Here is a 21,184-nt window from a genome sequence, read left to right as displayed (position 1 = left end):
TCGCGGCTGGGCATTTCGGCGGGGTCAGCTGGCGCTGGAGTGGCTGCTCGCCCAGGGACCCGACGTGAATGCCGATCCCGGGCGGCCGCCGGGCTGCGCGGAATCCTGGAGAACGCCGCGGCTGCGAGCACGGAGCCGAGGAGCTCGGTACGCCCCAGACGCTGGTCCCGGCCGACGGATGGCCCGGTGACCGCACCTCGTTCGCGGTCCCTCGACCGCGCGTGTGGCCTAGACGCCGCGGACGGCCGGGCGATACAGCAGAGTGATCAGGCTGGAACCGGCCAGGCCGCCGAGGATCTGGGCCGCGGTGAACGCGGGCACCGAGGACGGGGCGATGCCGGCGAACGAATCCGACAGCATGCGCCCCAGGGTGAGCGCGGGATTCGCGAACGACCCCGAGCTGGTGAACCAGATGGCCGAACCGAGGTAGGCGGCCACGGCCGCGGCGCCGACTCCGCGTCCGAGCAGGGCGGCGGCGAAGCCGATCGCGACCAATCCGGCGGCGGCGACGATCTCGCCGAGCAGGTGACCGCCGGTCACACGCTGCTGGGTCGCCAGTTGCAGCGGAGGCCGGTCGAACATGGCGTTGGCCAGCAGCGCACCGACAATCGCGCCGGAGCATTGCGCGGCGACGTAGACGCCGAACGCCCGCGTGGACAGTCCCCGGCGGTCGCGCCGGCCGCCCAGCCAATCCGCCAGCGACACCACCGGATTGAGGTGCGCGCCCGAGATCGGTCCGAAGATCAGGATGAGCACGGCCAGCCCCAGCGCGCTGGCGGTCGAGTTCTCGAGCAGCCGCAGGCCGAGGTCGCCGGGTGAGAGCTGGTCGGCCGCGATGCCCGAACCGATCACGACGGCGGCGAGGGCGGCGGTACCGGAGAACTCGGCCACCGCTCGACGCCCGAGCGGCAGCGGGCCCGCGTCGGGGATGGCGCGGTCAGCGGCGAGGACGGGCGGTTCGGGGTTCGGCACCCGGTCACAGTGCCAGACCAGCGGTTTCCGAAGCCGGGCTCGGCACAAGATATTTCGTATATACCGCCGCCGGGCTATTCCAGGCCGCCCGCGCCCACCTCCGGCAGGCCCTCGGTGAGGCGCAGTCGCTCGGCCATGGTGATGAGCAGGTGCTGGGATTCCTCGCTCAGATCGACGGCCGCGATGGCGAGTCCACGCAGGCCGGGGAATTGCAGGCGGGCGAGCAGGTCCAGGTCGTGGCCGCGCGGGACGGGGTGGGCGGCGGTGGCGAAATGGTCGGGGCGGACCCGGAAGTAGCGGGCCAGGGCGGCGATGGTCTCGCGGGAGGGGTTGGTGCGCGCACCCGAGCGCAGCTGGCTCAGGTAGGGCTTGGAGATGGGGTGGCCCCAGGCGGTGAGCTGGGTCGCGACCGCGGAGTTGGTGTGCGGGCGTCCGCCGGGCGTGGGCATGGCGTCGAAGAGCTCGTTGAGCCGGGCCGCGAAACCGGTCACGGCCGACGGGATCGGGGCGGGCGTGCCGTGCCGCGCCGGGGTGCGATGCGGAATGCGGGTGTAGAGGCGGTCCAGGGCGGGGTCATTGAGTGAGGAGCGTTCGAGCAGGTCGGCGATGCGCAGCATCGGGTCGGGGGCGTGATCGGGGCTCATTCGGCCACCTCCTGGCCGTCGAGGCCGGTCATCCAATCATGGTCGCTGCGTAGTCCGGCCCAGCGCACTTCGACGGCCGGGACCGACGGGAACGCGAAGAGCTGCGCGATCTCGCCCGCGCTCAATCCCATCGCTTTGCCCCAGGCGAGCGCACGGTCACGCTCGCTCAGGCCCTCCAGACGGCTGCGGAACGCTAGGCGGGAGACGACGGATCCGGCGATGTCCTCGGCGGCGGCCAGGACCTCCGACAGCTCGGGGCCGTCCTGGCTCACCACCGCCACCGTGGACGCGGGCTGGTACCGGTAGAGATCTCCGCCGCGGCGGCTGCGGCGGAAGTGCTCGACGAAGGCGCGGACACACACGCCGAGGAAGTAGCCGCCCAGACTCTGTGCGCCGTCGGCGTCCCAGCCGTCGCCGTCACGGGCGGCGCGGCGAAAGCGTTCGAGGGCGCGGGTGATGGTCTCGCGCACGAAGTCCTCGGCGAAGCGGGTCTCCACCAACAGCCGCTCCTGCGCGGTCGGACGCAAGGGCATCCCCTCGCGTTCGGCGACCGCGAAAATCCAGCCGCTGCGCACCCACGGCCCCAGGACGGCCAATGCGTGGCGAACCAAACTGTCCGCCAACAGCTTCCAGGCCGGTCCCTCGAATCCGGCCTTGCGAACCAGCTCGAACAGCTCGTGTTCGGCCGCGCATCTCTCTGGGTCGGTCATGTTTCAGGTGTCCTCCGCCCTGCACCTCCAGATCGCTGACGAACACGTTATAGGGGCGGCAAACAAAGCGCATTTCTTTCAGCTAATGCTCAGTAAGCGGGGTGTGTAAATCGTTCCTTGACAGCAGAATTCGCGTCAAGGCAGCATTTACATATGAGTGATTCCCCGCACCGGGATCCCGCCGACGAGCGAGCGATCCTGGCAAAACTGTTGTCCACCAATGCCGATGTCGTGGTCGAGGTATTGCGCCCCGGCCAGGGCGTTCCGCCACCCTCGGTGATGGCCGCGCTGCGGGCCGCACGCAGTCTCGACGGTGTCGTCGACGATGTGCTGCGGTCGCTGGTGCGGCAGGCCCGCGACGAAGGGCGGACCTGGGCCGAGATCGGCGAAATCTTCGGCACCTCACGTCAAGCCGCGTTCCAGCGCTTCGGCGGAGCCGGCACCGGGATCCCGATTCCGCCACTGCACGCCACGCCGCCGATTCCGCCGGTTCCCGCCATTCCGCCCATGCCGGGCATTCCGCCCTTGCCCTCGATGCCCCAGATGCCTTCCATGCCAGGCATGCCCGAATGGCCGACGGGGCCCGGCATACCGCCAGCACCGGGACGTCCGTTCGCCGGACCCGGGCACCACGGACCGCACGGTCATCGCGGCCCCGGTCCGCACGGTCCGGGCACCGCGCCGGGACCCGAGCCGCGCGACGACGAGCCGGGCGCATGAGAGCCGCCGCCGCGGGCCGCGAGGTCCCGCACCCACCCGGTGGTCGGAGCCGCCGACTGCTCGCGGCGGCCCGGCAGCGCTATGCCGAGGACCGGCTCGCCGAAGCGGTGTCGGCGGGTACACGTCAGGTCCTGGTGTTCGGCACTGCCCTGGACACTTTCATCGCCCACAATCCGTACCGTGACGTGCGCGTCATCCGGGTCACCGAGCGTGAGGGCGGAATCGTGCGGCGATCAGGGGATTCCGCACCCGGCGACCCGGCCGCGGCGAGGCAGATCGCGGAATTCGTCCGATTCGCACCCGGATTCGAGCCCGGGGACCCGGTGTTCGCCATTCGGCTCGACGACCCGTACCGCCGCGATTCGGGCCACGCCGCCGCGGACACCGATCCCGGGAGCGGCCCCGCCTGTCCCGAGACGACCGCGACGGTGCTGCGGCTACTCGCCGGTTGCCCGGGCGGCGCGGAGATCGTGCTCGAGGTGCCTCGCGCGGGCGTCACCGGCGTGGCCCGGGCGGTGCGCGACACGGGGTGGGTGGTGCAGGAGGACCTGAGCGCCGACACGCTGGCCTCTCGCTATCTCGAAGTCTCGGCCGGACAGGACTATTCGGTCGAACCCCGCATTGTGCGAGCGCGGGTCGCGCACTGAGGCCGACCCGGTGACGCTGCCTCGCCAAAACGACGCCGGGTGGTTGCACCGGACTGCGACTCCCCCTCCTGGAACCGCTTGGGCCACAGGCCGGTACAGCACGAACGGTAGGCGGCATGAGGACGGCTCGACACCGAGATCATCAACGGGGCCCGCCATCGCGGCAGGTGAGGTGCGCAAGGGTTTTCCGGTCCGGAAATCCGGCGCTGATCGGCGGGTGAGCGGAGCGCACCGGTCCCCGCGACACGCCCCTCGCTGCCCCGGAATTCAGCTAATAGACAGCTACGCTCCGAATGGGACATTCCGACCAGGCGTCCCGGAGAAGGAGCCCCGATGCGCCGTCGCCTGCACCGACTAGTCCTAGCTGGGCTCGCCGCCGCCGCGACGCTGCTGCCGGTGGCCACAACCGCCCACGCGACTCCCGCACTGCCGCCCGCGACCCCGGGCACCCACGGCGGACTGGGCCCGGACTTCCTGTGGGGCGTGGCCGCGTCCGGCTTCCAGTCCGAGGGGCACGCCCCCGACAGCAACTGGATGCACTACATCGACGCCAATCCCGACTGGGACCGCTACCGCAACTCCATCGACTTCCGCTCCCGCTACCAGACCGACATCGCGCTGGCGGCGGGCCTGGGCTCGAAGGTGTTCCGCATCGGCATCGAATGGGCGCGCCTCCAGCCCGAACCGGGGGTGTGGGACGAGGAGGGCTTCGCCTTCTACGACCGCGTCATCGACGACATCGTGGCCAACGGCATGGAACCCATGCTCACGCTCGACCATTGGGTGTACCCGGGCTGGGCCGCCGAACGCGGCGGCTGGAACGACGACGCCATGGTGGGCGACTGGCTGGCCAATGCCCGCAAGGTGGTCGACCGCTACACCTCCCGCAATCCGGTCTGGGTGACGGTCAACGAGCCGGTCGCCTACATCATGCACGAGGTACGCCAGAACGACACCGACGCCGACCAGATGCTCGACCGGGTCGCCCAGGCACACAACGAGATCTACGACTACATCCACCAGGTGCAGCCCAAGGCGCTGGTCACCAGCAATGTCGGCTATGTGGCCGGAGCCGAGGCGCAGGTCAACGGGCCGCTCATGGAACGCATCGGCGACAAGCTCGACTTCATCGGCGTGGACTACTACTTCGGCTACGAGCCACCCGAGGCCAATACGGTCAATATGCCGGACGGGTCGGTCGCGCCGCCCGCCGGGATGTGGGATCTCCCGATCCGCCCCGAGGGCATCTACTATGCGCTGCAACACTATTCGCGGATGTTCCCCGGCAAGCCCCTGTGGGTGGTCGAGAACGGCATGCCCACCGAGAACGGCAAGCCGCGCGCCGACGGCTACACCCGCTCCGATCATCTGCGCGACACCGTGTACTGGCTGCAGCGCGCCAAGGCCGACGGCATGAACCTGATCGGCTACAACTACTGGAGCCTCACCGACAACTACGAGTGGGGTTCGTTCGCACCGCGTTTCGGCCTTTACACCGTGGACGTGCAGACCGATCCGAGCCTGACCCGCAAACCCACCGACGCGGTCGACACCTACCGGCAGATCATCACCGCCGGCGGGGTGCCCTCGGGCTACGAGCCGGTGCGCTTCCCGTCCGACTGCAAGCTGGTCGATCCCCCGGCCAGCTGCGAGAACCCCGTCACCGTCCCCACCGCGGTCCCCGCACCCTGATCCGGGCGCGGCGCGCGTCAGCGTTGGCGGACCGCGCGTTCGATCTCCTCGGCCAGGGTGGCGCCGCCGACCTCACGGGCCGTGGCGAGGAACCGGTCCCGGAATCGATCCAGGTCCAGATCGATGCCCTCGCCGGTGTACTCCCGGCCCGAGGCCTCGCGCACCACCCGGATCATCTCGTCGGCCAAGGTGGCGATGTGGGTGCGGATCAGCTTGCGCAGCACGCCCGACAACGCGATATCGGTGCCCACGTCGTAGAGGATCAGCGCGCCGGTGAGCATGGCAGGTTCGGGCACCCGCCAGCGGGTGCCGAGCGGTTGGAGGTAGCCCTCCGACAGCAGGTCGTCGAGGATCTCGGGGCGGCGATCACCGAGCAACTCGGTCAGGGCGTCGTCGTCGAGGACGGTGCCGGTGTCGATGTCGCCGCTGTAGCGCGGATCGAAGACCTCCCGCCAGTCGCCGTCGCCGGGGACCTCGGCTTCGAACACCTCGCGGATCGCGTCCAGGCGCAACCCGCGCGCCTGCATGGTGGTGATGGCCCGCAGTCGCTCCAGGTGGTCGGGACCGTAGACGGCTTCCTTGCCCGCGCGCCCGGGCTTGGGCAGCACGCCGACCGAGTGGTAGTAGCGGATGGTGCGGGCGGCGACACCGCTGAGTTCGGCGAGTTGCAGGCGGCTGTATCGGTCCACGCGAACAGCATAGATACCGCAACCCGGCCCGACGTTGACAGCCACAACTGTCCGCATTAGCGTAACCGCCGCCACACTGTCGACGACGACAAGGGAGTCCTCATGACCCAACGCGACACCGATTTCGACGTGCTCATCGTCGGGTCCGGCTTCGGCGGCAGTGTCAGCGCACTGCGCCTCACCGAGAAGGGCTACTCGGTCGGCGTGCTCGAGGCGGGTCAGCGCTTCACCGACGATCAGCTCCCCGACACCAGCTGGGACCTGCGCAAGTTCCTGTGGGCCCCGAAGCTGGGCTGCTTCGGCATCCAGCGCATCCACCCGCTGCGCGATGTGCTGATCCTGGCCGGCGCGGGCGTGGGCGGCGGCTCCCTCAACTACGCCAACACCCTCTACGTGCCCCCGGCCCCGTTCTTCGCCGACCCGCAGTGGCGCGAGATCACCGACTGGCACGACGAGCTGATGCCCTACTACGAGCAGGCCCGCAAGATGCTCGGCGTCGTCACCAACCCGCACATGACTCCCGCGGACGAGGTGTTCAAGCAGGTCGCCGAGGACATGGGTGTAGGCGACACCTTCGTGCAGACCCCGGTCGGGGTGTTCTTCGGCGAGGCGGGCAAGACCGTGCCCGACCCGTACTTCGGTGGCGCGGGCCCCGAGCGCACCGGCTGCATCGAATGCGGCGAGTGCATGACCGGCTGCCGCCACAACGCCAAGAACACCCTGGTCAAGAACTACCTGTACCTGGCGGAAAAGGGTGGCGCGCAGGTGTTCCCGATGACCACGGTCACCACCGTGCGCCCGCTGCCCGACGGCACCTGGGACGTGGAGACAGAACGCACCGGCGCCTGGTTCCGCAAGCAGCCCAAGACCTATACGGCCAAGCACGTGGTGTTGGCCGCCGGCACCCGCGGCACCCAGCAGCTGCTGTTCGCCATGCGCGACAAGGGAGTCCTGCCGCAGCTGTCGTCGCGGCTGGGCCTGCTGACCCGCACCAACTCCGAATCCATCCTCGGCGCGGCCACCCGCAAGGTGAACCCCGACATCGACTACACCCGCGGCGTGGCCATCACCTCCTCGATCCACCCGACCCCCGACACGCACATCGAGCCGGTCCGCTACGGCAAGGGCTCCAACTCGATGGGCCTGCTGCAGACGCTCATGGTCGACGGCGGCGGCAGCATCCCGCGCTGGCTGCGCTTCCTGGGCATCGTGCTGCGGCACCCGCTGATGCTGCTGCAGTTCATGTCGGTGAAGAACTGGAGTGAGCGCACCATCATCTCGCTGGTCATGCAGCATCTGGACAACTCCATCACCACCTACACCAAGCGCGGGCTGTTCGGGCGCAAGCTCACCTCCAAACAGGGCCACGGCGAACCGAATCCGACCTGGATCCCGGCCGGCAACGAGGTCACCCGCAAGGTCGCCGACACCATCGGCGGTGTCGCGGGCGGCACCTGGGGCGAAGTCTTCAATATCCCGCTGACCGCCCACTTCCTGGGCGGCGCGGCCATCGGCGCGGACGCCGACCACGGTGTCATCGACGCCTACCACCGCGTCTACGGCTACCCGACGCTCTCGGTCGTCGACGGCGCCGCGGTCTCGGCCAACCTGGGTGTGAACCCGTCGCTGACCATCACCGCCCAGGCCGAGCGCGCCGCGGCCATGTGGCCCAACAAAGGCCAGGCCGACACCCGCCCTGACCAGTCCGCAGGCTATGCCCGCATCGCACCCGTCGCACCGTCGCAGCCGATGGTCCCCGCCTCGGCCCCCGCGGCCCTGGTGCTGCCGATCGTCGAAATCCGGGGCGGCAGCTCCGAATCCACGCCCGCCTGACCACCCGCACACGAGTAGGGCCCCGGCCGATCGACGGCCGGGGCCCTACTCGTGTCGACATCAGATCAGGTCCCGCTCGTGGCTGTAGACGAAAGTGACACCGCCGGTGGCGAAGTTGGGGACATCGGCGACCGCCGCCTGCCCCTGCGGACTGGCCAGGACCGCCTCGAGCTCGGCACGCGAATCGGCGTAGAGGCCCACGACCAGGTAGTAGGGCGAAGGTTGGCTGGGATCGACGCTCTCACCGTGGCCGATGGTCCACTTCTTCAGGCCGGTCATCTCCCGAGCGATCGGGATATGGGTGTTCCAGTAGTACTCGTCGAAAGCTGCCGGATCCTGCGGATGTCCGTAGAGGATCGAGAGTCGGTACATCGCACCGAGGCTACGGGGCGGTCCGGCTCAGTGGGCGTGGATGTGGGAGATGCCCATCGGGGAGGTCGGGGGCGGGACGTCGCCGAGGGGAGCGCGGAATTCCTGGAGGGCGGCGAGGACGTCGACGTGGCGGGCGGCGTAGCAGCGGACCTGGGGCAGGGCGTGGGCGACCTCGCTGCGTTCGAGGGGTTCGGCGTCGATGTAGCCGACCTGGCCCAGGCCCACGCCGAGGGTTTCGGCGATGCGGGCGATGGCAGCGGACTTGCGGCCCCAGCCGACCTCGACGGCGGCGAAGCGGTCGGCGACGCCGTGGCGGCGCAGCTGCTCGACCGTCCAGGCCCATTCCCCGCGGGAGGCGACCGCGTGCATGACGCCGCGCTCGCTGAGGATGCGCAGTGAGCGCGCGGCCTCGGCGCGCAGCGCTCCGGCGGTGGAGTCGCACACCACCCCATCCCAGAGCGTGTTGTCGCACTCCCACACAAGCAGTTTCACGTTCGCGGCATTCATCGTTCCCCTACCAGTCAGCAACCATCCGGTACCAAGGGTGCCGGACGGTCCCCTCTTTCACGAACCGCCCCGCGCGTGACATCGTAGGGGCTGTCTGGGCCAATACACCAGCGCGGGCAAAACCGGAGCACCGAAGTCCGGGGCTGCCCTGCGTGTTCCGCGTGTGCGCGATTGTCGCTGGTAGTTTCGGATCCCGGCCGGACGAATCGAATGAAAGGGGCGTATGCCCATGCGGCGGCGCTGGAAACTCGCGGGTGGCCCGCCCGTGCTCGCGCTGGCACTGGTACTGACCGGTTGCGGCGCGGCCGAGAACTCGCCGCCGGTGGTGGTCAGTTCGCTGGGGCCGATCTCGGCGACCGTCGCACCCGTACAGCCGGTGCCCACCGCGAGTGCGGTGGCCCCCACGACCGCCACCGCGATCTCGAGCGCGGCGACGCCGACGGTGGACCCGATGGCCGATCAGGCGCTCATCGATCACACCGAGTGGACCGACGAGATCGACGGCCGCCGGTTGAAGATCTTCCCGACCCGCGCCGGGCGCGTCGACCTGTTCCCGACGGCCGGGGATCGCGCCTGGGGCGAGGTGCTGGCGCTGGCTCCCGACGCGGACTCCCCCGGCATGTACGACCAGTTCCGATGCCACTGGGAGTGGGCGCGCGCGGTCGCGCCGGACAAGACCAGCTGGAACATCGAGCCGTGGCGGCCCGCGGTCGGGTACGACGCGACGGTGTCGGCGCTGTGCAATCCGGGCGGTCCCGAACGCTGAGCGGTTGTTCGATGCGGTAACGAAACCGGTTGCCCGCCAGAACCTTCGAGCCGATCGCCAAATGTGCGTATCGTGGGTGACGTCCAGCGCTCACTCCTGGGAGGGAGGGCAATGGTGCGCGCCTCGGCACCCGAGACCTCTACGCCCACGCCGCCCGCCGCCGCCCGGGGACCGGCGCACCCCGGCGTGCGCACGCTGTTCCCGGCGCTGACCCAGGCCACCGAGGTCTACCTCGATTCCGCCTCCACCACTCAGAAACCACGACCGGTGATCGACGCGGTGCAGCGCTATCACCGCGAACGCACCGCCAATGCCGGGCGCGGCACCTATGCGTGGGCCGGCGCGCTGACCGCCGAGGTGGCCGCCGTGCGCGCGGCGATGGCCGAATTCATCGGGGCCGCACCGGATGAGGTGGTCTTCACCGGCGGCGCCACGGCCGGGATGAACGCGGTGGCGCTGTCGTGGGGGCTGGCGAATCTGCGCGACGGCGACGAGATCCTCTACAGCCCACGCGATCACGCCTCCAATGTGTATCCGTGGCAGCATCTGCGCGGCCTGCTGGCCCGGTTCGGGCGGCGCATCGAGCTGGTGCCCTACCGGGTGAACGAGCTCGGTGAGGCCGATGTCGAAGATGTGGCGGCGCGGATCACCCCGCGCACGCGGATGATCACCGTGGCCCATCTGCACCATGTCTTCGGCGGACTCACCACCCTGGAAGAATTGCGCGGGCGCATCGATCCGCGGATCGCGCTGTGCTTCGACTGCAGTCAGTCCGGCGGACATGTGCCGGTGCGGATGGCGGAGCTGGGCGCCGATTTCGCGGTGTTCGCCGCGCACAAGATGTTCGGAGCCCCGGGGACGGGCGTGCTCTATTGCCACCGCCGCCGACACAGTGAACTGCTGCCGTTTCTGCCGGGCGGCAATTCGGGAGTGTCACTGGACGATTCGGGCCTGGTGGGCGGGGCGATGCCGCAACTGCTGGAGGGCGGCACCCACAACCTGCCCGGGATCCTCGCCCTCGGCGCGGCCCTCGGGGTGCTGGGCGAGCTGGGACTCGACGCGATCACCGCCCACAATCGGGCCCTCACGCAGCGGTTGATCGCAGGTCTGCGCCCGATCACCGGGGTCGAGTTCACGCCCGGCCCCGCGTACGCGCCGTGCGAAACCGGGTACGGGATCGTGTCTTTCACCGTCGCCGGGATCAGCGCCACCGACCTGGGGTTCGTGCTCAGCGAGCTGGGCTTCCTGGTCCGCACCGGAGCGCATTGCGTCCCCACCGCCGGTGCGGTGGCCGACGAGGATTCGGTGCGGGTGAGCACGCACGTCTATACCACCGTCGACGAGATCGACCGGTTCACCGAGTGTGTCGCCACGATTGCCGAGGAGGTCTCGTGACCACGTCAGGCCCCGAACCCCGCTACGACCGCCGCGCCGCCTCCCGGGTGCTGGCCGGACTGGCCCGGCCGGGATTGGGCGCGGCCCCGGTGCCGCCGCCTCCGCGTCGCGTCGAATACACCTGCACGCCGCTGGCTTCGGAGTCCGGCTCGCATCTGACGCTGTCGCAACGGCTGTATCTGGAACGGTTCATGCGCCCGTGCCGCGCCGACCAGGTGACCAGCGCGACCCACCGCATCACCTGGACGGACAGCGACGGCATCCCCAATACCGGGCATTTCCGTACCGGCGGGCTGGGCCCGGTCGTGCCGATCGCCATGCGCGAGACGGTGCTGGCGCTGTGGCACGCCCTCGACGCCGATCCCGCACTGGACCAGCGGATGGCCAAGCTCGGCCCGCGCGAGCAGGCGGTGCTCAACGGCACCACCACCGATCACGTGCCGCACGAGATCTTCCGGGTGGGCATCGAGGCGGCGGGGCGGGCGCTGGCCCAGCACGCGCTGCTGGCGCGGGAGACGCCGTATCGCACCCCGGCCGAATTCGCGATCGGCATGCGGGATTCGGGCATCTACGCGGCGGTGGCGACGCGCTGGTTCTGGGAGTTACAGGCCTCGAGCTACCGGCGCGGCATGATCGCGGTCACCCTGACCACCCAACCCGATGGGACCGTACGGTATTCGGCGGAGACGGTGGCGACACTGCGCGCCATGAAGGACATGACCATCGAGGACGCGCACCGGGTCATGCGCCGGGCCACCAACGCCGAGGGGTTGAGCGTGAGCGAGGCGATCGCCAAGTATCACGACGAGCTGGATCTGATCTCGCGCCAGTACGCGCTGCTGCCGCCGGGCACCCGCCCGGCCTGCCTGGCCGCCATGCCGCATCAACTCGACGGCGCGCACTACAGCATCCTGCCGCTGGTCGTCGACCGGTTCACCGAGGTGTTCACCCATATCGTCGACCGGATCACGGTGGCCGAGGTGGCGGCCGAAACGGGCTCGGAGACCGGTGAGCTCGCCGCCGAGGACCAGGTGTTCTATGTCCCGGACATGACGTGCAAGCATTGCGTGCGCACCATCGGCGGGGTGCTGGACGCGATGGGCATCGGGGTCGGCGATATCGATCTGGTCAGCAAGCGGGTGGTCGCGGAGTTCCGCAGTCCGCGCAACCGGCATCGTGCTTTCGAGGCGCTGCGCGACAGCGGCTACAACCCGACCCTGGTCACCCCGGCGACCAGCGAAACCGCCGTATGACGGCTGCGGCGCCGCCGGGGTTGCCGGCGAAGATGCATGCGCTGGTGTCGGAATTCCTGGACACGCCGGGCGCGGTCCGGGACGCGGTCACCGAGTTCGGATCCCCCGCGCATCTGGTGTTCCCGCAGGTCTTCACGCAGAACCTGGAGCGGTTGCGGGCGGTTCTGACGGCGCGCGGTGCGGGGTTCCGGATCTGCTACGCGCACAAGGTGAATCAGTCGCGCGCGTTCGTGGCCGCCGGGCGCGCGGCGGGCATCGGTATCGACGTGGCCTCGGAGGCCGAGCTGCTGGGTGCGTTGAAGGCCGGGTTCGAACCCGAGCGCATCGAGGTCACCGGTCCCAAGGGTGAGGGGCTGTTGCGCGCACTGGTGGGCACCGGGGTGACCATCAATGTCGACAATCTGTGGGAACTGGAACGCATTGCGGCACTAACGGATATCCCCGTGCCGGTTTTGGTCCGAATGTGCGGATTCCCGGGCACGCCGGTGAGTCGATTCGGGGTGCCGTTGACCGAGAGCGACCAGCTGCTGGAGCTGCTGTCGACCCAGCGGGATCGGATCGAGTTCCGCGGGTTCGCCTTTCACCTGGATTCGGGCGAACCGGCCGAACGGGTCCGGGCGGTGGAGAGCTGCCTGGAGTTGACCGAGCGGGCCTACGGGTACGGATTGACGCCGACGGTGCTGAATATCGGGGGCGGCTTCCGGCAGGTGTTCACCGCGGACGCGGGCGCATTCGATGCATACGTGCACGCGCTGCGCGAATCACTGGTGGGCCGTGGCGAGCAGATGGCCTGGGGCGCCAACACTTTCGGGTTCCACGTCGAGGACGGCGCGGTGCATGGGACACCAGTTTTTCACAAATACGCCAACATTGTGGATGCCGACCGCATGCTCGCCGATCTCCTGGATACGGGCCTGGACGCGCAGGGCGGGCGCAGTTTTGCACAGGTGGCTGGGGAGAACCTCCTCGACATCTGGCTGGAGCCGGGCAAGGCGCTGGTCGACCACGCCGGAATCACCGTGGCGCGGGTGGAATTCGTGAAGCGGACCGCCGACGGGTCGACCCTGGTCAATCTGGATCTGAGCCGCGACACCGTCACCCCGGCCGATCAGGAGGTGATGGTCGACCCGATCCTCCTCCCCGCCCGAACCGGCGCTGACGAGCCGGTTTCCGTCCCGGGCGTTCCGAATCCCGATGCGGCGGGCGTGTTCCTGGCCGGGCGGCTGTGCCTGGAACGGGATCTGATCACCAACCACAAAGTGTGGCTACCGCGGTATCCACAATCGGGGGATTTCGTGGTGTTCCCCAATACCGCCGCCTACCACATGGATCTGTCGGCCGCGCGGGCCTCGATGCATCCGGTGCCGCCGAAATTGGCGGTGTCGCGCGAATCCGGGCTGTTCCGGGTGTGCCGCGACGTTGATTGGCACGAGGTGCACTGATGCGCTATGACCACATCACCGAACTGATCGGCAATACCCCACTGTTGCGGCTGGATCCGGCCGTGCACGGGCTCGCGCGGGTGGAGCTGTACGCGAAGCTCGAGTTCTACAACCCGTTCGGGTCGGTGAAGGATCGGGTGGCGTGGGGGATGATCCGCGACGACCTCGACGAGATCATCGCCGGGAAGCAGACTTTGATCGAGGCGTCGAGCGGCAATACCGCCAAGGCGTTGCGGGTGCTGGCGGCCTTGCACGGGATCGGGTTACGCGCGGTCACCAATCGGATCAAGGTCGCCGAGGTGCGAGACCTGTTGCAGCTGTTGGGGACCGATATCGAAGAATTGCCTGGTTTGTCGGAATGCCCGGATCCGACGGCCCCCAACGACGTGTACTCGGTCATCGAATCGACCATGGCCCGCGCACCCGGCGCCTGGTACCACCCCTCGCAGTACACCAGCGAGAAGAACATCGAGGCCCACCATCACGGGACCGGGCGCGAGATCCACGAGGACCTGGCGCGCGACGGCATCACCCGTGTCGACTATCTGATCGGCGGGCTGGGCACCACCGGGTCCACCCGCGGCACGGCGACCTTTCTGCGCAAACACAATCCGGAGTTGAAGACCGTCGCGGTGGTCTCCGAACGCGGCGACTTCATTCCCGGTATCCGCTCGGAGACCGAGATGTGGGACGTGGGCCTGTTCCAGCCCGACTTCTACGACCGCATCATGGCGGTGGAGGCCGGGCGCGCGGTCGACGCGACGCTGACCCTGGCCACCGCCCACGGGGTGCTCGCCGGGCCGACGAGCGGGGCGACCTATGCCGCGGCGCTGGAGTTCCTGGGGTCGGTGGAACCGCCTTCGGCGCAGGCGGATCCGCTGATCGCGGTGATCATCGTGTGCGATCGACTCGAGCCGTACCTGTCCTATGTCCGCAAGCGCCGCCCAGAACTGTTCGGCAAGCCGGGACGCGCCCCGGCTCCGGACGCGGCCGAACTCGCCGCGACTCCGGCCCTGTCCCCCGACGAGCTCGACCAGCTCGATCGCACCGCGCGCCCGACCATCGTCGACACCCGCGGCGCGATGGCCTACCGGATCGCGCATGTGCCGGGCGCGTTGAACATCCGCGACGATCAGCTCGACGACATGCTCGTCCAGGGTGTTCCGTTCTCACGGTCGCGGCCGGTGGTCTTCGTCTGCCCGGTCGGTGAGGTGTCCTTGCGGTTCGCGGCGCTGGCCCGCCGGGCCGGGTATGACGCGCACAGTCTGGCCGGCGGCATCACGGCCTGGCGCGACGCGGGCAAACCGATGGAATCCGCACCCCGGCACAGTTGACGCCAATATGCCGCAGCCCCAGTAATTTCGGCTGTGGCGACCCCGGCCCGGGCGATAGGATTGCTGTGCTGCCGCACATGCATGGAACAAGGGGCGCTCGTGCTCGAACAGTTCTCGCAGTTCTTCTCGCCACTGTGGACCCCATTCTCCCAACGGGTGCTCGCACCGTTGCTGAGGCGCGTACCGGCGTGGGCGCTGGCCGTGATCGTGGTGGCGGTGGCCGCCGCGGTGATCATCACCCCGTTGATCGTCAACGTCGTCGGTGATCGCACCCAGTCCTCGACCGCGCCGAGTGTGCCCGCGTCCACCTCGATCGGCGGGCTGGATCTGGCGCAGTACTGCGTCTCCTACGGGTACGGCCAGGTCGACGGCCAGTCGTGTGAGGCGGTCATCGATTTGGGCAAGGCGTGCGACTGGCAGTACAAGCAGACCGGTCTGCACATGTCCTTCTCGATGAACGACCCCTACAGCGGTATGTGCTTCACCCCCGAACAGGTGGCCAAGGGCGGTATCCGGGATATGCCCGGCTACTGCAAGGCGACGTACCCGACGAGCAATGAGGTGCGTCCGGCCGTGATCGACAAGACCACCTGGGTGTGCCAGGCCCCGATCGACATGCAGATCGCGTGCATTTGGCAATACCAGTCACCGAAGGTGGAGGCCCGCAAGGACGGCGAAACCTGGATCTGCGTCAAGCAGACCCCCTGATCCGACTCGCGAATTCCGTTGAGCAACACCGCCATCACGCCCCGCAAGCGAATACGGCGGGAACGGTGAGCTGCTGGACTCTGCACTTCCGGCTTCGGGACGCTATGGTGCCTGGGGCCGAATTCAACAGTGTTGCCAGGAGTTTCACCATCAGTATCGAGCGCGCCGCGGGTCCGGACACCGACCTGCGCATCACCCTCACCGTCTGTCATGCCGCCACCGTGCTGTGTTTCTCGGCGGGTGTCGTCTCCATCCTGGTCGGCTCCTACACCGGCGCCGGTCCGATGCTCAATATGGTCGGCGTGGTGCTGTGGGTGGTGGCGCTGGCCGCGCGCATCGGGGTCTTCGCGATCACCCGGTCCCGTTCGGGCCACGCCGACTGACCCATCTGCGGTGCCGCTGCCGGAATCGGACACCGCGACTGGCACGATGATCACGTGGAGTGGGCGTTCGGACTCGTGGTGCTGGTGTCGGTCGCGGTCGCACTGGCGGCCGGTGCGCGCCGGCTGGGGGTGGGTGAGCCGTTCGTGCTCACCGTGGCCGGGGTAATCGCGTCGTATCTGCCGTTCGTGCCCGAGTTCGACATCGAGCCCGAACTGGTGTTGCTGGGGTTGCTGCCGCCGTTGCTGTACACGACGGCGATTCGCACCTCGCTGGTGGATTTCCGGCCGAAGAAGACCTCGATCACGCTGCTGTCGGTGGGGTTGGTGTTGTTCACCGCGTTCGCGGTGGGCGCGGTGGTGTATTGGCTGCTGCCGGTGCCGTTCTCCGCGGCGGTGGCGATCGGCGCGATCGTGGCCCCGCCGGACGCGGTCGCGGCGACCGCGGTGGCGCGACGGGTGGGGATGCCGCGCCGGATCGTGACCCTGCTCGAAGGCGAGTCGCTGTTCAACGACGCGACCGCGCTGGTGACCCTGCGGACCGCGGTCGCGGCCATGGCGGGCAGTGTGACGCTGTGGCAGGCGGGGGCCAGTTTCATCGGCGCGGCCGGCGGCGGCGCGCTGATCGGGGTGGCCGCGGCGATGATGCTGGCGTTCCTGCGCCGCCGGATCACCGATCCGGTGCTGGACACCAGTGTGTCGCTGCTGGCGCCGTGGATCGCGTATCTGCCCGCGGAGTCGGTGCACGCCTCGGGCGTGATCGCGGTGGTGACGTGCGGGCTGATCCTGGGTCACGGTGCGCCGCACTGGCAGAGCGCGGCCTCGCGCATCGCCGAGCACACCAATTGGCGGACCATCGCGTTCATTCTCGAGTCCGCGGTGTTCCTGCTGATCGGGTTGCAGGTGCGCCATATCGTGGAGGCCGCCTGGCACAGCGATCTGCCGCATTCGACACTGCTGTGGACGTGTGCGGCGGTGCTGGTGACGGTGATCGTGGTGCGGCCGGTGTGGGTGTTCCCGGCGACGTACGCGGCCTGGCAGATCGAGGGGCGCCGGCAGGGAAAACCCAAGCCGGAGTGGACCGGACCGGCGGTGGTGGCGTGGGCCGGTATGCGCGGCGTCGTGACGCTGGCGGCGGCGCTGCTGCTGCCCGGCGATACACCGGAACTGGACACGCTGCGGCTGCTGGCGGTCGTGGTGGTGGGCGGAACGCTGCTGCTGCAAGGGCTCTCGCTGCCGTGGCTGGTGCGGATGCTGCGCCTGCGCGGGCCCAGCCGGGCCGAGGACCTGTTGCAGGAGGCGAATCTGCTGCAACAGGCGACGACGGCGGGATTGAAGGCGCTCGAGGAGAACATCGCGCCCGAGACACCGCCGGATGTGGTGGACTCGCTGCGCAACCGGGTGGTGGTGCGGGCGCAGTCGGCGTGGGAGCTGTTGGGCCGCTCGGAATCCCAGCGGGTCACCCCCAGCGGCGAGTACCGGCGGCTGCGCCTGGCGATGCTGGCGGCCGAGCGCGAGACGGTGCTGCGGATCCGTGACGCGGGGCAGGTCGATCAGGAGGTGCTGCAGGCGGTGATGGCCGCCCTCGACATCGAGGAGTCCACCATCGACCGGGTCACCGAGGCCGAGGACGACGACGGGCTGGGGTTGCGGGCGCCGATGCCGCCGGGGGCGTGTGAGCACCTGCGGGAGGCGCCGTGCGTGCGGGTGCCCGATACCCCGGACGCCTGCGGGGAATGCCTCGAGGAGGGTCTGGTGTGGGTGCATCTGCGGATGTGCCTGGAGTGCGGGCATGTGGCGTGCTGCGACTCCTCGCCGGGCAATCACGCGACCAAGCATTTCGACGGCACCGGGCATCCGGTGATCCGCAGTGTGGAGCCGGGTGAGTCGTGGCGCTGGTGCTATCTGGACGAACTGCTGGGCTGACCCACCCTTGACTTTCCTAGCGGGAAAGTGGAGTCTTACTTTCCAAGTAGGAAAGTAAGGAGTCATCATGGACGGCATCACTCCGGAGCAGGCGCGTTCGGCACTCGACGCGGCTGGTCAGGCGCGGCAGAAGATGGCCGCGGAAGTCGGATTGCCCCGCGGTTACTGGTGGGGAATGGCCTGCGGCTGGCTGGCTTTGGGAGCCCTGGGCGATCTGGGCCCGGACTGGTTGGCAGCGGTCGCGACCTTGGCGTTCGGAGCCGGGCACGCGACGGTGGCGTCGCGGCTGCTCGATGGCCGCCGCCGCACCGGCGGGGTCCAGGTCAGCGCCGAGGTGGCCGGGCGGCGCACGCCGCTGGTCGTGATCGGCATGCTGGTGGGCCTGGTCGCGCTGACCGTGGCCGCGGCGATCGCGCTCGACGCCGACGGGGCGGGGCATCCGCGCATCTGGTCGGCGCTGCTGGTGGCCGCGGTCATCGGTTTCGGCGGGCCCGAGCTGCTGGCGGCGGGACGGCGGTGGGTGCGCGCGTGAGCGAGGCCCGTTTCGACGAACTGATCCACCCGAGCACGCGCCTGACGCTGGTGGCCACGCTCGCCGCGGCCGACTGGGCGGAGTTCGCGTTCCTCAAAGAGCGCCTGGGACTGTCGGATTCGGCGCTGTCCAAGCAGTTGGCGACCCTCGAGGAAGCCGGGTACGTCAGTACCGAGCGTCGCCTCGAGGGCAGTCGCCGCAAGGTGCGGGCCCGCTTGACCGACGCCGGGCGCATCGCCTTCGACGGGCATATCGCGGCGTTGCGCGAGATCGTCGCGGGCGCCACCGCACCCGGCGAGCCGCTCGGGTAGGCGGCCGCCGATGGGCTGGGAGCGGTTGGTCAGGTGCGGGCCGGGCGGCGGGCGGGCTGTTCACCGCGCGCGGGGCGGCGCTGCTGGGGCGGCTCGGGTCGCGCCTGACGGCGCTGGGGCTCCTCGGCCCGGGCCTGCCGGCGCGGCGGTTCCTCGGTCCGCGGCTGGCGGCGCGTCGGCTGCTCGGCCGCGTGCCACTGGTGTTGCTCGGCGACCGCGTAGTGCTCGGCCTCGTAGTGCTCGGGCCCGCCGTTGCGGTCGGCCATGGCGCGCGCCGACCACCGGATGGCGTAGGCGACCCAGAAGCACGGCAACGACGCGGCCAGGAAGATCACTCCCGCGGCGAGCAATCCGGAGCCGACGCCGAGCACCAGCAACTCCCAGCGCGGATAGCAGGTGGCGGTGCCCGTGCAGTCGCCGTAGGTCCGCTGACCGTACTCCCAGGCGAACAGGCCCACACCCGAGCCGAGGGTCGACGCGAGCAGGAAGTTCGCGATGTACCAGCAGCGCACCAGTTTTCGGGCGAAGATGAGCGCGCCGAGCTGTCCGGAACCGAGACTGTCCGCGATGTCGTCCCCGACGCCCAGATGTCGGCCCCAGCCCGACGGCTCGGCAGGCTCGGCTACATCGGAGTTACTGGCATACCGGCTTGCGGTCATCCTGCGCGATCCTTCTGCACCTCGAACAGTCCACCGGCACAGGTTGATTCGCAATGCCTACCCGAACTGAATCCAAACTGGGTCGATCATCGCAGCGTCACGGCATTCGCGCCGTCCTTGTGGCGGAATCGGCGCTTATGAGACGGCGTCGCCGGGCCGGGATCGGGGTTCGGCCCGGCGACGCCGGGGTTCGCGGCGCCCGCTGCGCGGCGGGGACGCGGGAGGCGAGTCTCGGGGAAGAGGACTCGCGTGGTGTCCGATCACCGGTGGGTGTCTGCGCTTCGTCACCCCGGCGATTCGGACAATCGGAACGTTAGCGATGTAGTAGCTGAATTGCGCTGTGAGCGCAGGAATTAGGGGATTGTTAGGGGAACCCCCACCTTTCGACCTCGGACCTGGGCAGCCGACTGATTGCCGGAGATCGCGAATTGCGTTGGCGGGGTGACCGGTTCGCACCGAGTAGTCCGATACGCGCCTATCGCGGGTGCTGAACACCGACACTTGCCTCTATGCGCCAATGGCGTCGCAGGGTTCTCATTCATCCCGTTCATCTGGGGAGATGATCGACAATGATCCGCTCACGCACCTCGGCCGTGTCCGTGTTCGCCACCTGTCTCGCCGCGGCCGCGGCGCTCGTGCTCGCCGCGCCCGACGCGTCGGCCTACGTCAGCAGCGTGACCATCGCGACCGGCACCAGCATCGGCGGCGGCTACGGCACCAACTGCGCCTACACGGTCACCGTCAACGGCAGCCCCAACGAGTACGTGTGGCTCTACGACAGCGCCTCGGCGACGTTCAGTCCGCAGCAGTTCAGCCTGGGCAGCGGCGGCACCGCCACCTCGAGCTGGACGCCGACCTCCACGGGCACCCATTACGTGCAGGCCTGGACCTACAACGGCTCGCAGTGGGCGACGGTCACCGTCGGCACCGGCATCAACCTCGGCAGCGCGTGCGTGGTCACCAAGTGAGCCGGTCCGGGGCCGGGTGTGCGCTCACACCCGGGCCCGGGCATTACTCTTGACCCGGTGCAGACCGAGCAGCCTCCCGCCGAGGAGCCCCGCATCTGGGGCGGAACCACCCTCACCGAACGCCGTGAGGCGCGCCGCACCGCGCTGCTCGAGGCCGCACTGGACCTGATCGGCGAATCCGGGGCGGGCGCGGTCACCATGCGCGCGGTGTGCCGGCGCGCCACGCTGACCGACCGCTATTTCTACGAATCCTTCGCCAGCCGCGACGAACTGCTCGACGTGCTCTACCGCCAGATCGCCGACGAGTTCCTGGATCCGATGACGGCGTTCGCGGTCGCCGATGATCCCGATCGGGATCGCGCGCTGTCGGAAGCGCTGGTGGACAAGGTGCTGCAGGATCCGCGCAAGTCGCGACTGTTCCTGGTGGAGCCGTATTCGTCGACGGGGCTGGGCCAGACCACGATCGCGGTCATGCCCGCCTTCACCCGCCTGATCCAGGATCACCTGTTCGCCCACATCGATGATCCGGTGCGGCGGCGGCTGGCCGCGGTCACCATGGCCAGCGGCAATGCGGGCATGTTCTCGGCGTGGCTCAACGGCACGCTGCGCGCCACGCGCGATCAGATCGTGGACCATCTGGTGGCGACCATCGACGCCTATCGCGGCATGTATCCCTGACCCTCCCACCAGATCGGTTGCGGCGTGGATGCGGGCGACCGCGGTC

The 21,184-nt window shown here is 69.3% G+C and carries 23 protein-coding genes; 16 read left to right on the top strand and 7 right to left on the bottom strand.

Annotated features, from left to right (window positions below; all coding sequences use genetic code 11):
- Positions 1-228: 228 nt before the first annotated feature.
- The 3 genes from ACQPYY_RS16990 to ACQPYY_RS16980 all read right to left on the bottom strand — a co-directional run bounded on the left by ACQPYY_RS16990 (position 229) and on the right by ACQPYY_RS16980 (position 2,326).
- Positions 229-972 carry an aquaporin gene (locus ACQPYY_RS16990; protein WP_433594481.1) on the bottom strand — a complete coding sequence of 248 codons (744 nt, stop codon included), beginning with the start codon at positions 970-972 and terminating at the stop codon, positions 229-231.
- 74 nt (positions 973-1,046) lie between these two features.
- Positions 1,047-1,463 (bottom strand): helix-turn-helix domain-containing protein, encoded by a 417-nt coding sequence (locus tag ACQPYY_RS16985; RefSeq protein ID WP_433594667.1) that lies wholly within the window; start codon positions 1,461-1,463, stop codon positions 1,047-1,049.
- Positions 1,464-1,612: 149 nt separating this feature from the next.
- Positions 1,613-2,326 carry an RNA polymerase sigma factor gene (locus tag ACQPYY_RS16980; protein ID WP_433594480.1) on the bottom strand — a complete coding sequence of 238 codons (714 nt, stop codon included), beginning with the start codon at positions 2,324-2,326 and terminating at the stop codon, positions 1,613-1,615.
- Positions 2,327-2,479: 153 nt separating this feature from the next.
- On the opposite strand from ACQPYY_RS16980, the gene ACQPYY_RS16975 reads away from it, so the two are divergent.
- The 3 genes from ACQPYY_RS16975 (at position 2,480) to ACQPYY_RS16965 (ending at position 5,385) form a co-directional block, all read left to right on the top strand.
- Complete coding sequence (locus ACQPYY_RS16975; protein ID WP_433594479.1) at positions 2,480-3,046, top strand: hypothetical protein; 567 nt, start codon at positions 2,480-2,482, stop codon at positions 3,044-3,046.
- Positions 3,043-3,693: a class I SAM-dependent methyltransferase gene (locus ACQPYY_RS16970; protein ID WP_433594478.1), complete on the top strand. Its 651-nt coding sequence runs from the start codon at positions 3,043-3,045 to the stop codon at positions 3,691-3,693. The genes ACQPYY_RS16975 and ACQPYY_RS16970 overlap by 4 nt, the downstream gene beginning before the upstream one ends.
- A gap of 333 nt (positions 3,694-4,026) precedes the next feature.
- Positions 4,027-5,385 carry a family 1 glycosylhydrolase gene (locus ACQPYY_RS16965; RefSeq protein WP_433594477.1) on the top strand — a complete coding sequence of 453 codons (1,359 nt, stop codon included), beginning with the start codon at positions 4,027-4,029 and terminating at the stop codon, positions 5,383-5,385.
- Between the two features lie 17 nt (positions 5,386-5,402).
- Here ACQPYY_RS16965 and ACQPYY_RS16960 read toward each other — a convergent pair whose 3' ends face one another.
- Entirely contained in the window at positions 5,403-6,074 is a 672-nt protein-coding gene (locus tag ACQPYY_RS16960; RefSeq protein ID WP_433594476.1) for a MerR family transcriptional regulator, read from the bottom strand.
- 102 nt (positions 6,075-6,176) lie between these two features.
- Between ACQPYY_RS16960 and ACQPYY_RS16955 the strand changes: the two genes are divergently transcribed.
- Entirely contained in the window at positions 6,177-7,907 is a 1,731-nt protein-coding gene (locus ACQPYY_RS16955; protein ID WP_433594475.1) for a GMC oxidoreductase, read from the top strand.
- 60 nt (positions 7,908-7,967) lie between these two features.
- On the opposite strand, the gene ACQPYY_RS16950 is transcribed toward ACQPYY_RS16955, so the two are convergent.
- Together ACQPYY_RS16950 and ACQPYY_RS16945 are read right to left on the bottom strand one after the other, a co-directional pair.
- Positions 7,968-8,279, bottom strand: a complete 312-nt coding sequence (locus ACQPYY_RS16950) for an EthD family reductase (RefSeq protein ID WP_433594474.1) — start codon at positions 8,277-8,279, stop codon at positions 7,968-7,970.
- Positions 8,280-8,306: 27 nt separating this feature from the next.
- Positions 8,307-8,771 (bottom strand): hypothetical protein, encoded by a 465-nt coding sequence (locus tag ACQPYY_RS16945; protein WP_357276788.1) that lies wholly within the window; start codon positions 8,769-8,771, stop codon positions 8,307-8,309.
- A gap of 238 nt (positions 8,772-9,009) precedes the next feature.
- On the opposite strand from ACQPYY_RS16945, the gene ACQPYY_RS16940 reads away from it, so the two are divergent.
- From ACQPYY_RS16940 to ACQPYY_RS16895, 10 genes are all read left to right on the top strand, one after another.
- On the top strand, positions 9,010-9,552 hold the full coding sequence (locus ACQPYY_RS16940; RefSeq protein ID WP_379099128.1) for a DUF2599 domain-containing protein: 543 nt from the start codon (positions 9,010-9,012) through the stop codon (positions 9,550-9,552).
- A gap of 114 nt (positions 9,553-9,666) precedes the next feature.
- Entirely contained in the window at positions 9,667-10,947 is a 1,281-nt protein-coding gene (locus ACQPYY_RS16935; RefSeq protein ID WP_433594473.1) for an aminotransferase class V-fold PLP-dependent enzyme, read from the top strand.
- Positions 10,944-12,200: a heavy-metal-associated domain-containing protein gene (locus ACQPYY_RS16930; protein WP_433594472.1), complete on the top strand. Its 1,257-nt coding sequence runs from the start codon at positions 10,944-10,946 to the stop codon at positions 12,198-12,200. The genes ACQPYY_RS16935 and ACQPYY_RS16930 overlap by 4 nt, the downstream gene beginning before the upstream one ends.
- A 32-nt stretch (positions 12,201-12,232) precedes the next feature.
- Entirely contained in the window at positions 12,233-13,642 is a 1,410-nt protein-coding gene (locus tag ACQPYY_RS16925; protein ID WP_433594471.1) for a decarboxylase, read from the top strand.
- Positions 13,642-14,976 carry a pyridoxal-phosphate dependent enzyme gene (locus ACQPYY_RS16920; RefSeq protein ID WP_433594470.1) on the top strand — a complete coding sequence of 445 codons (1,335 nt, stop codon included), beginning with the start codon at positions 13,642-13,644 and terminating at the stop codon, positions 14,974-14,976. Before ACQPYY_RS16925 ends, ACQPYY_RS16920 begins: the two co-directional genes overlap by 1 nt.
- 99 nt (positions 14,977-15,075) lie before the next feature.
- Entirely contained in the window at positions 15,076-15,684 is a 609-nt protein-coding gene (locus ACQPYY_RS16915; protein ID WP_379099113.1) for a hypothetical protein, read from the top strand.
- A gap of 107 nt (positions 15,685-15,791) precedes the next feature.
- Positions 15,792-16,067 (top strand): hypothetical protein, encoded by a 276-nt coding sequence (locus ACQPYY_RS16910; RefSeq protein ID WP_357082128.1) that lies wholly within the window; start codon positions 15,792-15,794, stop codon positions 16,065-16,067.
- Between the two features lie 54 nt (positions 16,068-16,121).
- Positions 16,122-17,990, top strand: coding sequence for a Na+/H+ antiporter (locus ACQPYY_RS16905; RefSeq protein WP_379099110.1), 1,869 nt, complete (start codon positions 16,122-16,124; stop codon positions 17,988-17,990).
- 67 nt (positions 17,991-18,057) lie between these two features.
- Complete coding sequence (locus ACQPYY_RS16900; RefSeq protein ID WP_433594469.1) at positions 18,058-18,522, top strand: hypothetical protein; 465 nt, start codon at positions 18,058-18,060, stop codon at positions 18,520-18,522.
- Positions 18,519-18,833 carry a transcriptional regulator gene (locus tag ACQPYY_RS16895; protein WP_433594468.1) on the top strand — a complete coding sequence of 105 codons (315 nt, stop codon included), beginning with the start codon at positions 18,519-18,521 and terminating at the stop codon, positions 18,831-18,833. Before ACQPYY_RS16900 ends, ACQPYY_RS16895 begins: the two co-directional genes overlap by 4 nt.
- A 29-nt stretch (positions 18,834-18,862) precedes the next feature.
- Here ACQPYY_RS16895 and ACQPYY_RS16890 read toward each other — a convergent pair whose 3' ends face one another.
- Positions 18,863-19,492, bottom strand: coding sequence for a hypothetical protein (locus tag ACQPYY_RS16890; RefSeq protein ID WP_433594467.1), 630 nt, complete (start codon positions 19,490-19,492; stop codon positions 18,863-18,865).
- A 569-nt stretch (positions 19,493-20,061) separates the two neighbouring features.
- On the opposite strand from ACQPYY_RS16890, the gene ACQPYY_RS16885 reads away from it, so the two are divergent.
- Both ACQPYY_RS16885 and ACQPYY_RS16880 read left to right on the top strand, forming a co-directional pair.
- Positions 20,062-20,460, top strand: coding sequence for a hypothetical protein (locus ACQPYY_RS16885; protein ID WP_433594466.1), 399 nt, complete (start codon positions 20,062-20,064; stop codon positions 20,458-20,460).
- A 57-nt stretch (positions 20,461-20,517) separates the two neighbouring features.
- Positions 20,518-21,138 carry a TetR/AcrR family transcriptional regulator gene (locus tag ACQPYY_RS16880; RefSeq protein ID WP_433594465.1) on the top strand — a complete coding sequence of 207 codons (621 nt, stop codon included), beginning with the start codon at positions 20,518-20,520 and terminating at the stop codon, positions 21,136-21,138.
- Positions 21,139-21,184: the final 46 nt, after the last annotated feature.

The organism is Nocardia sp. CA-145437 (assembly GCF_050956485.1).
Taxonomy (GTDB): Bacteria; Actinomycetota; Actinomycetes; order Mycobacteriales; family Mycobacteriaceae; genus Nocardia.
Note: the sequence above shows the minus strand (reverse complement) of the source record. Positions and strands in the feature narration are given on the sequence as shown.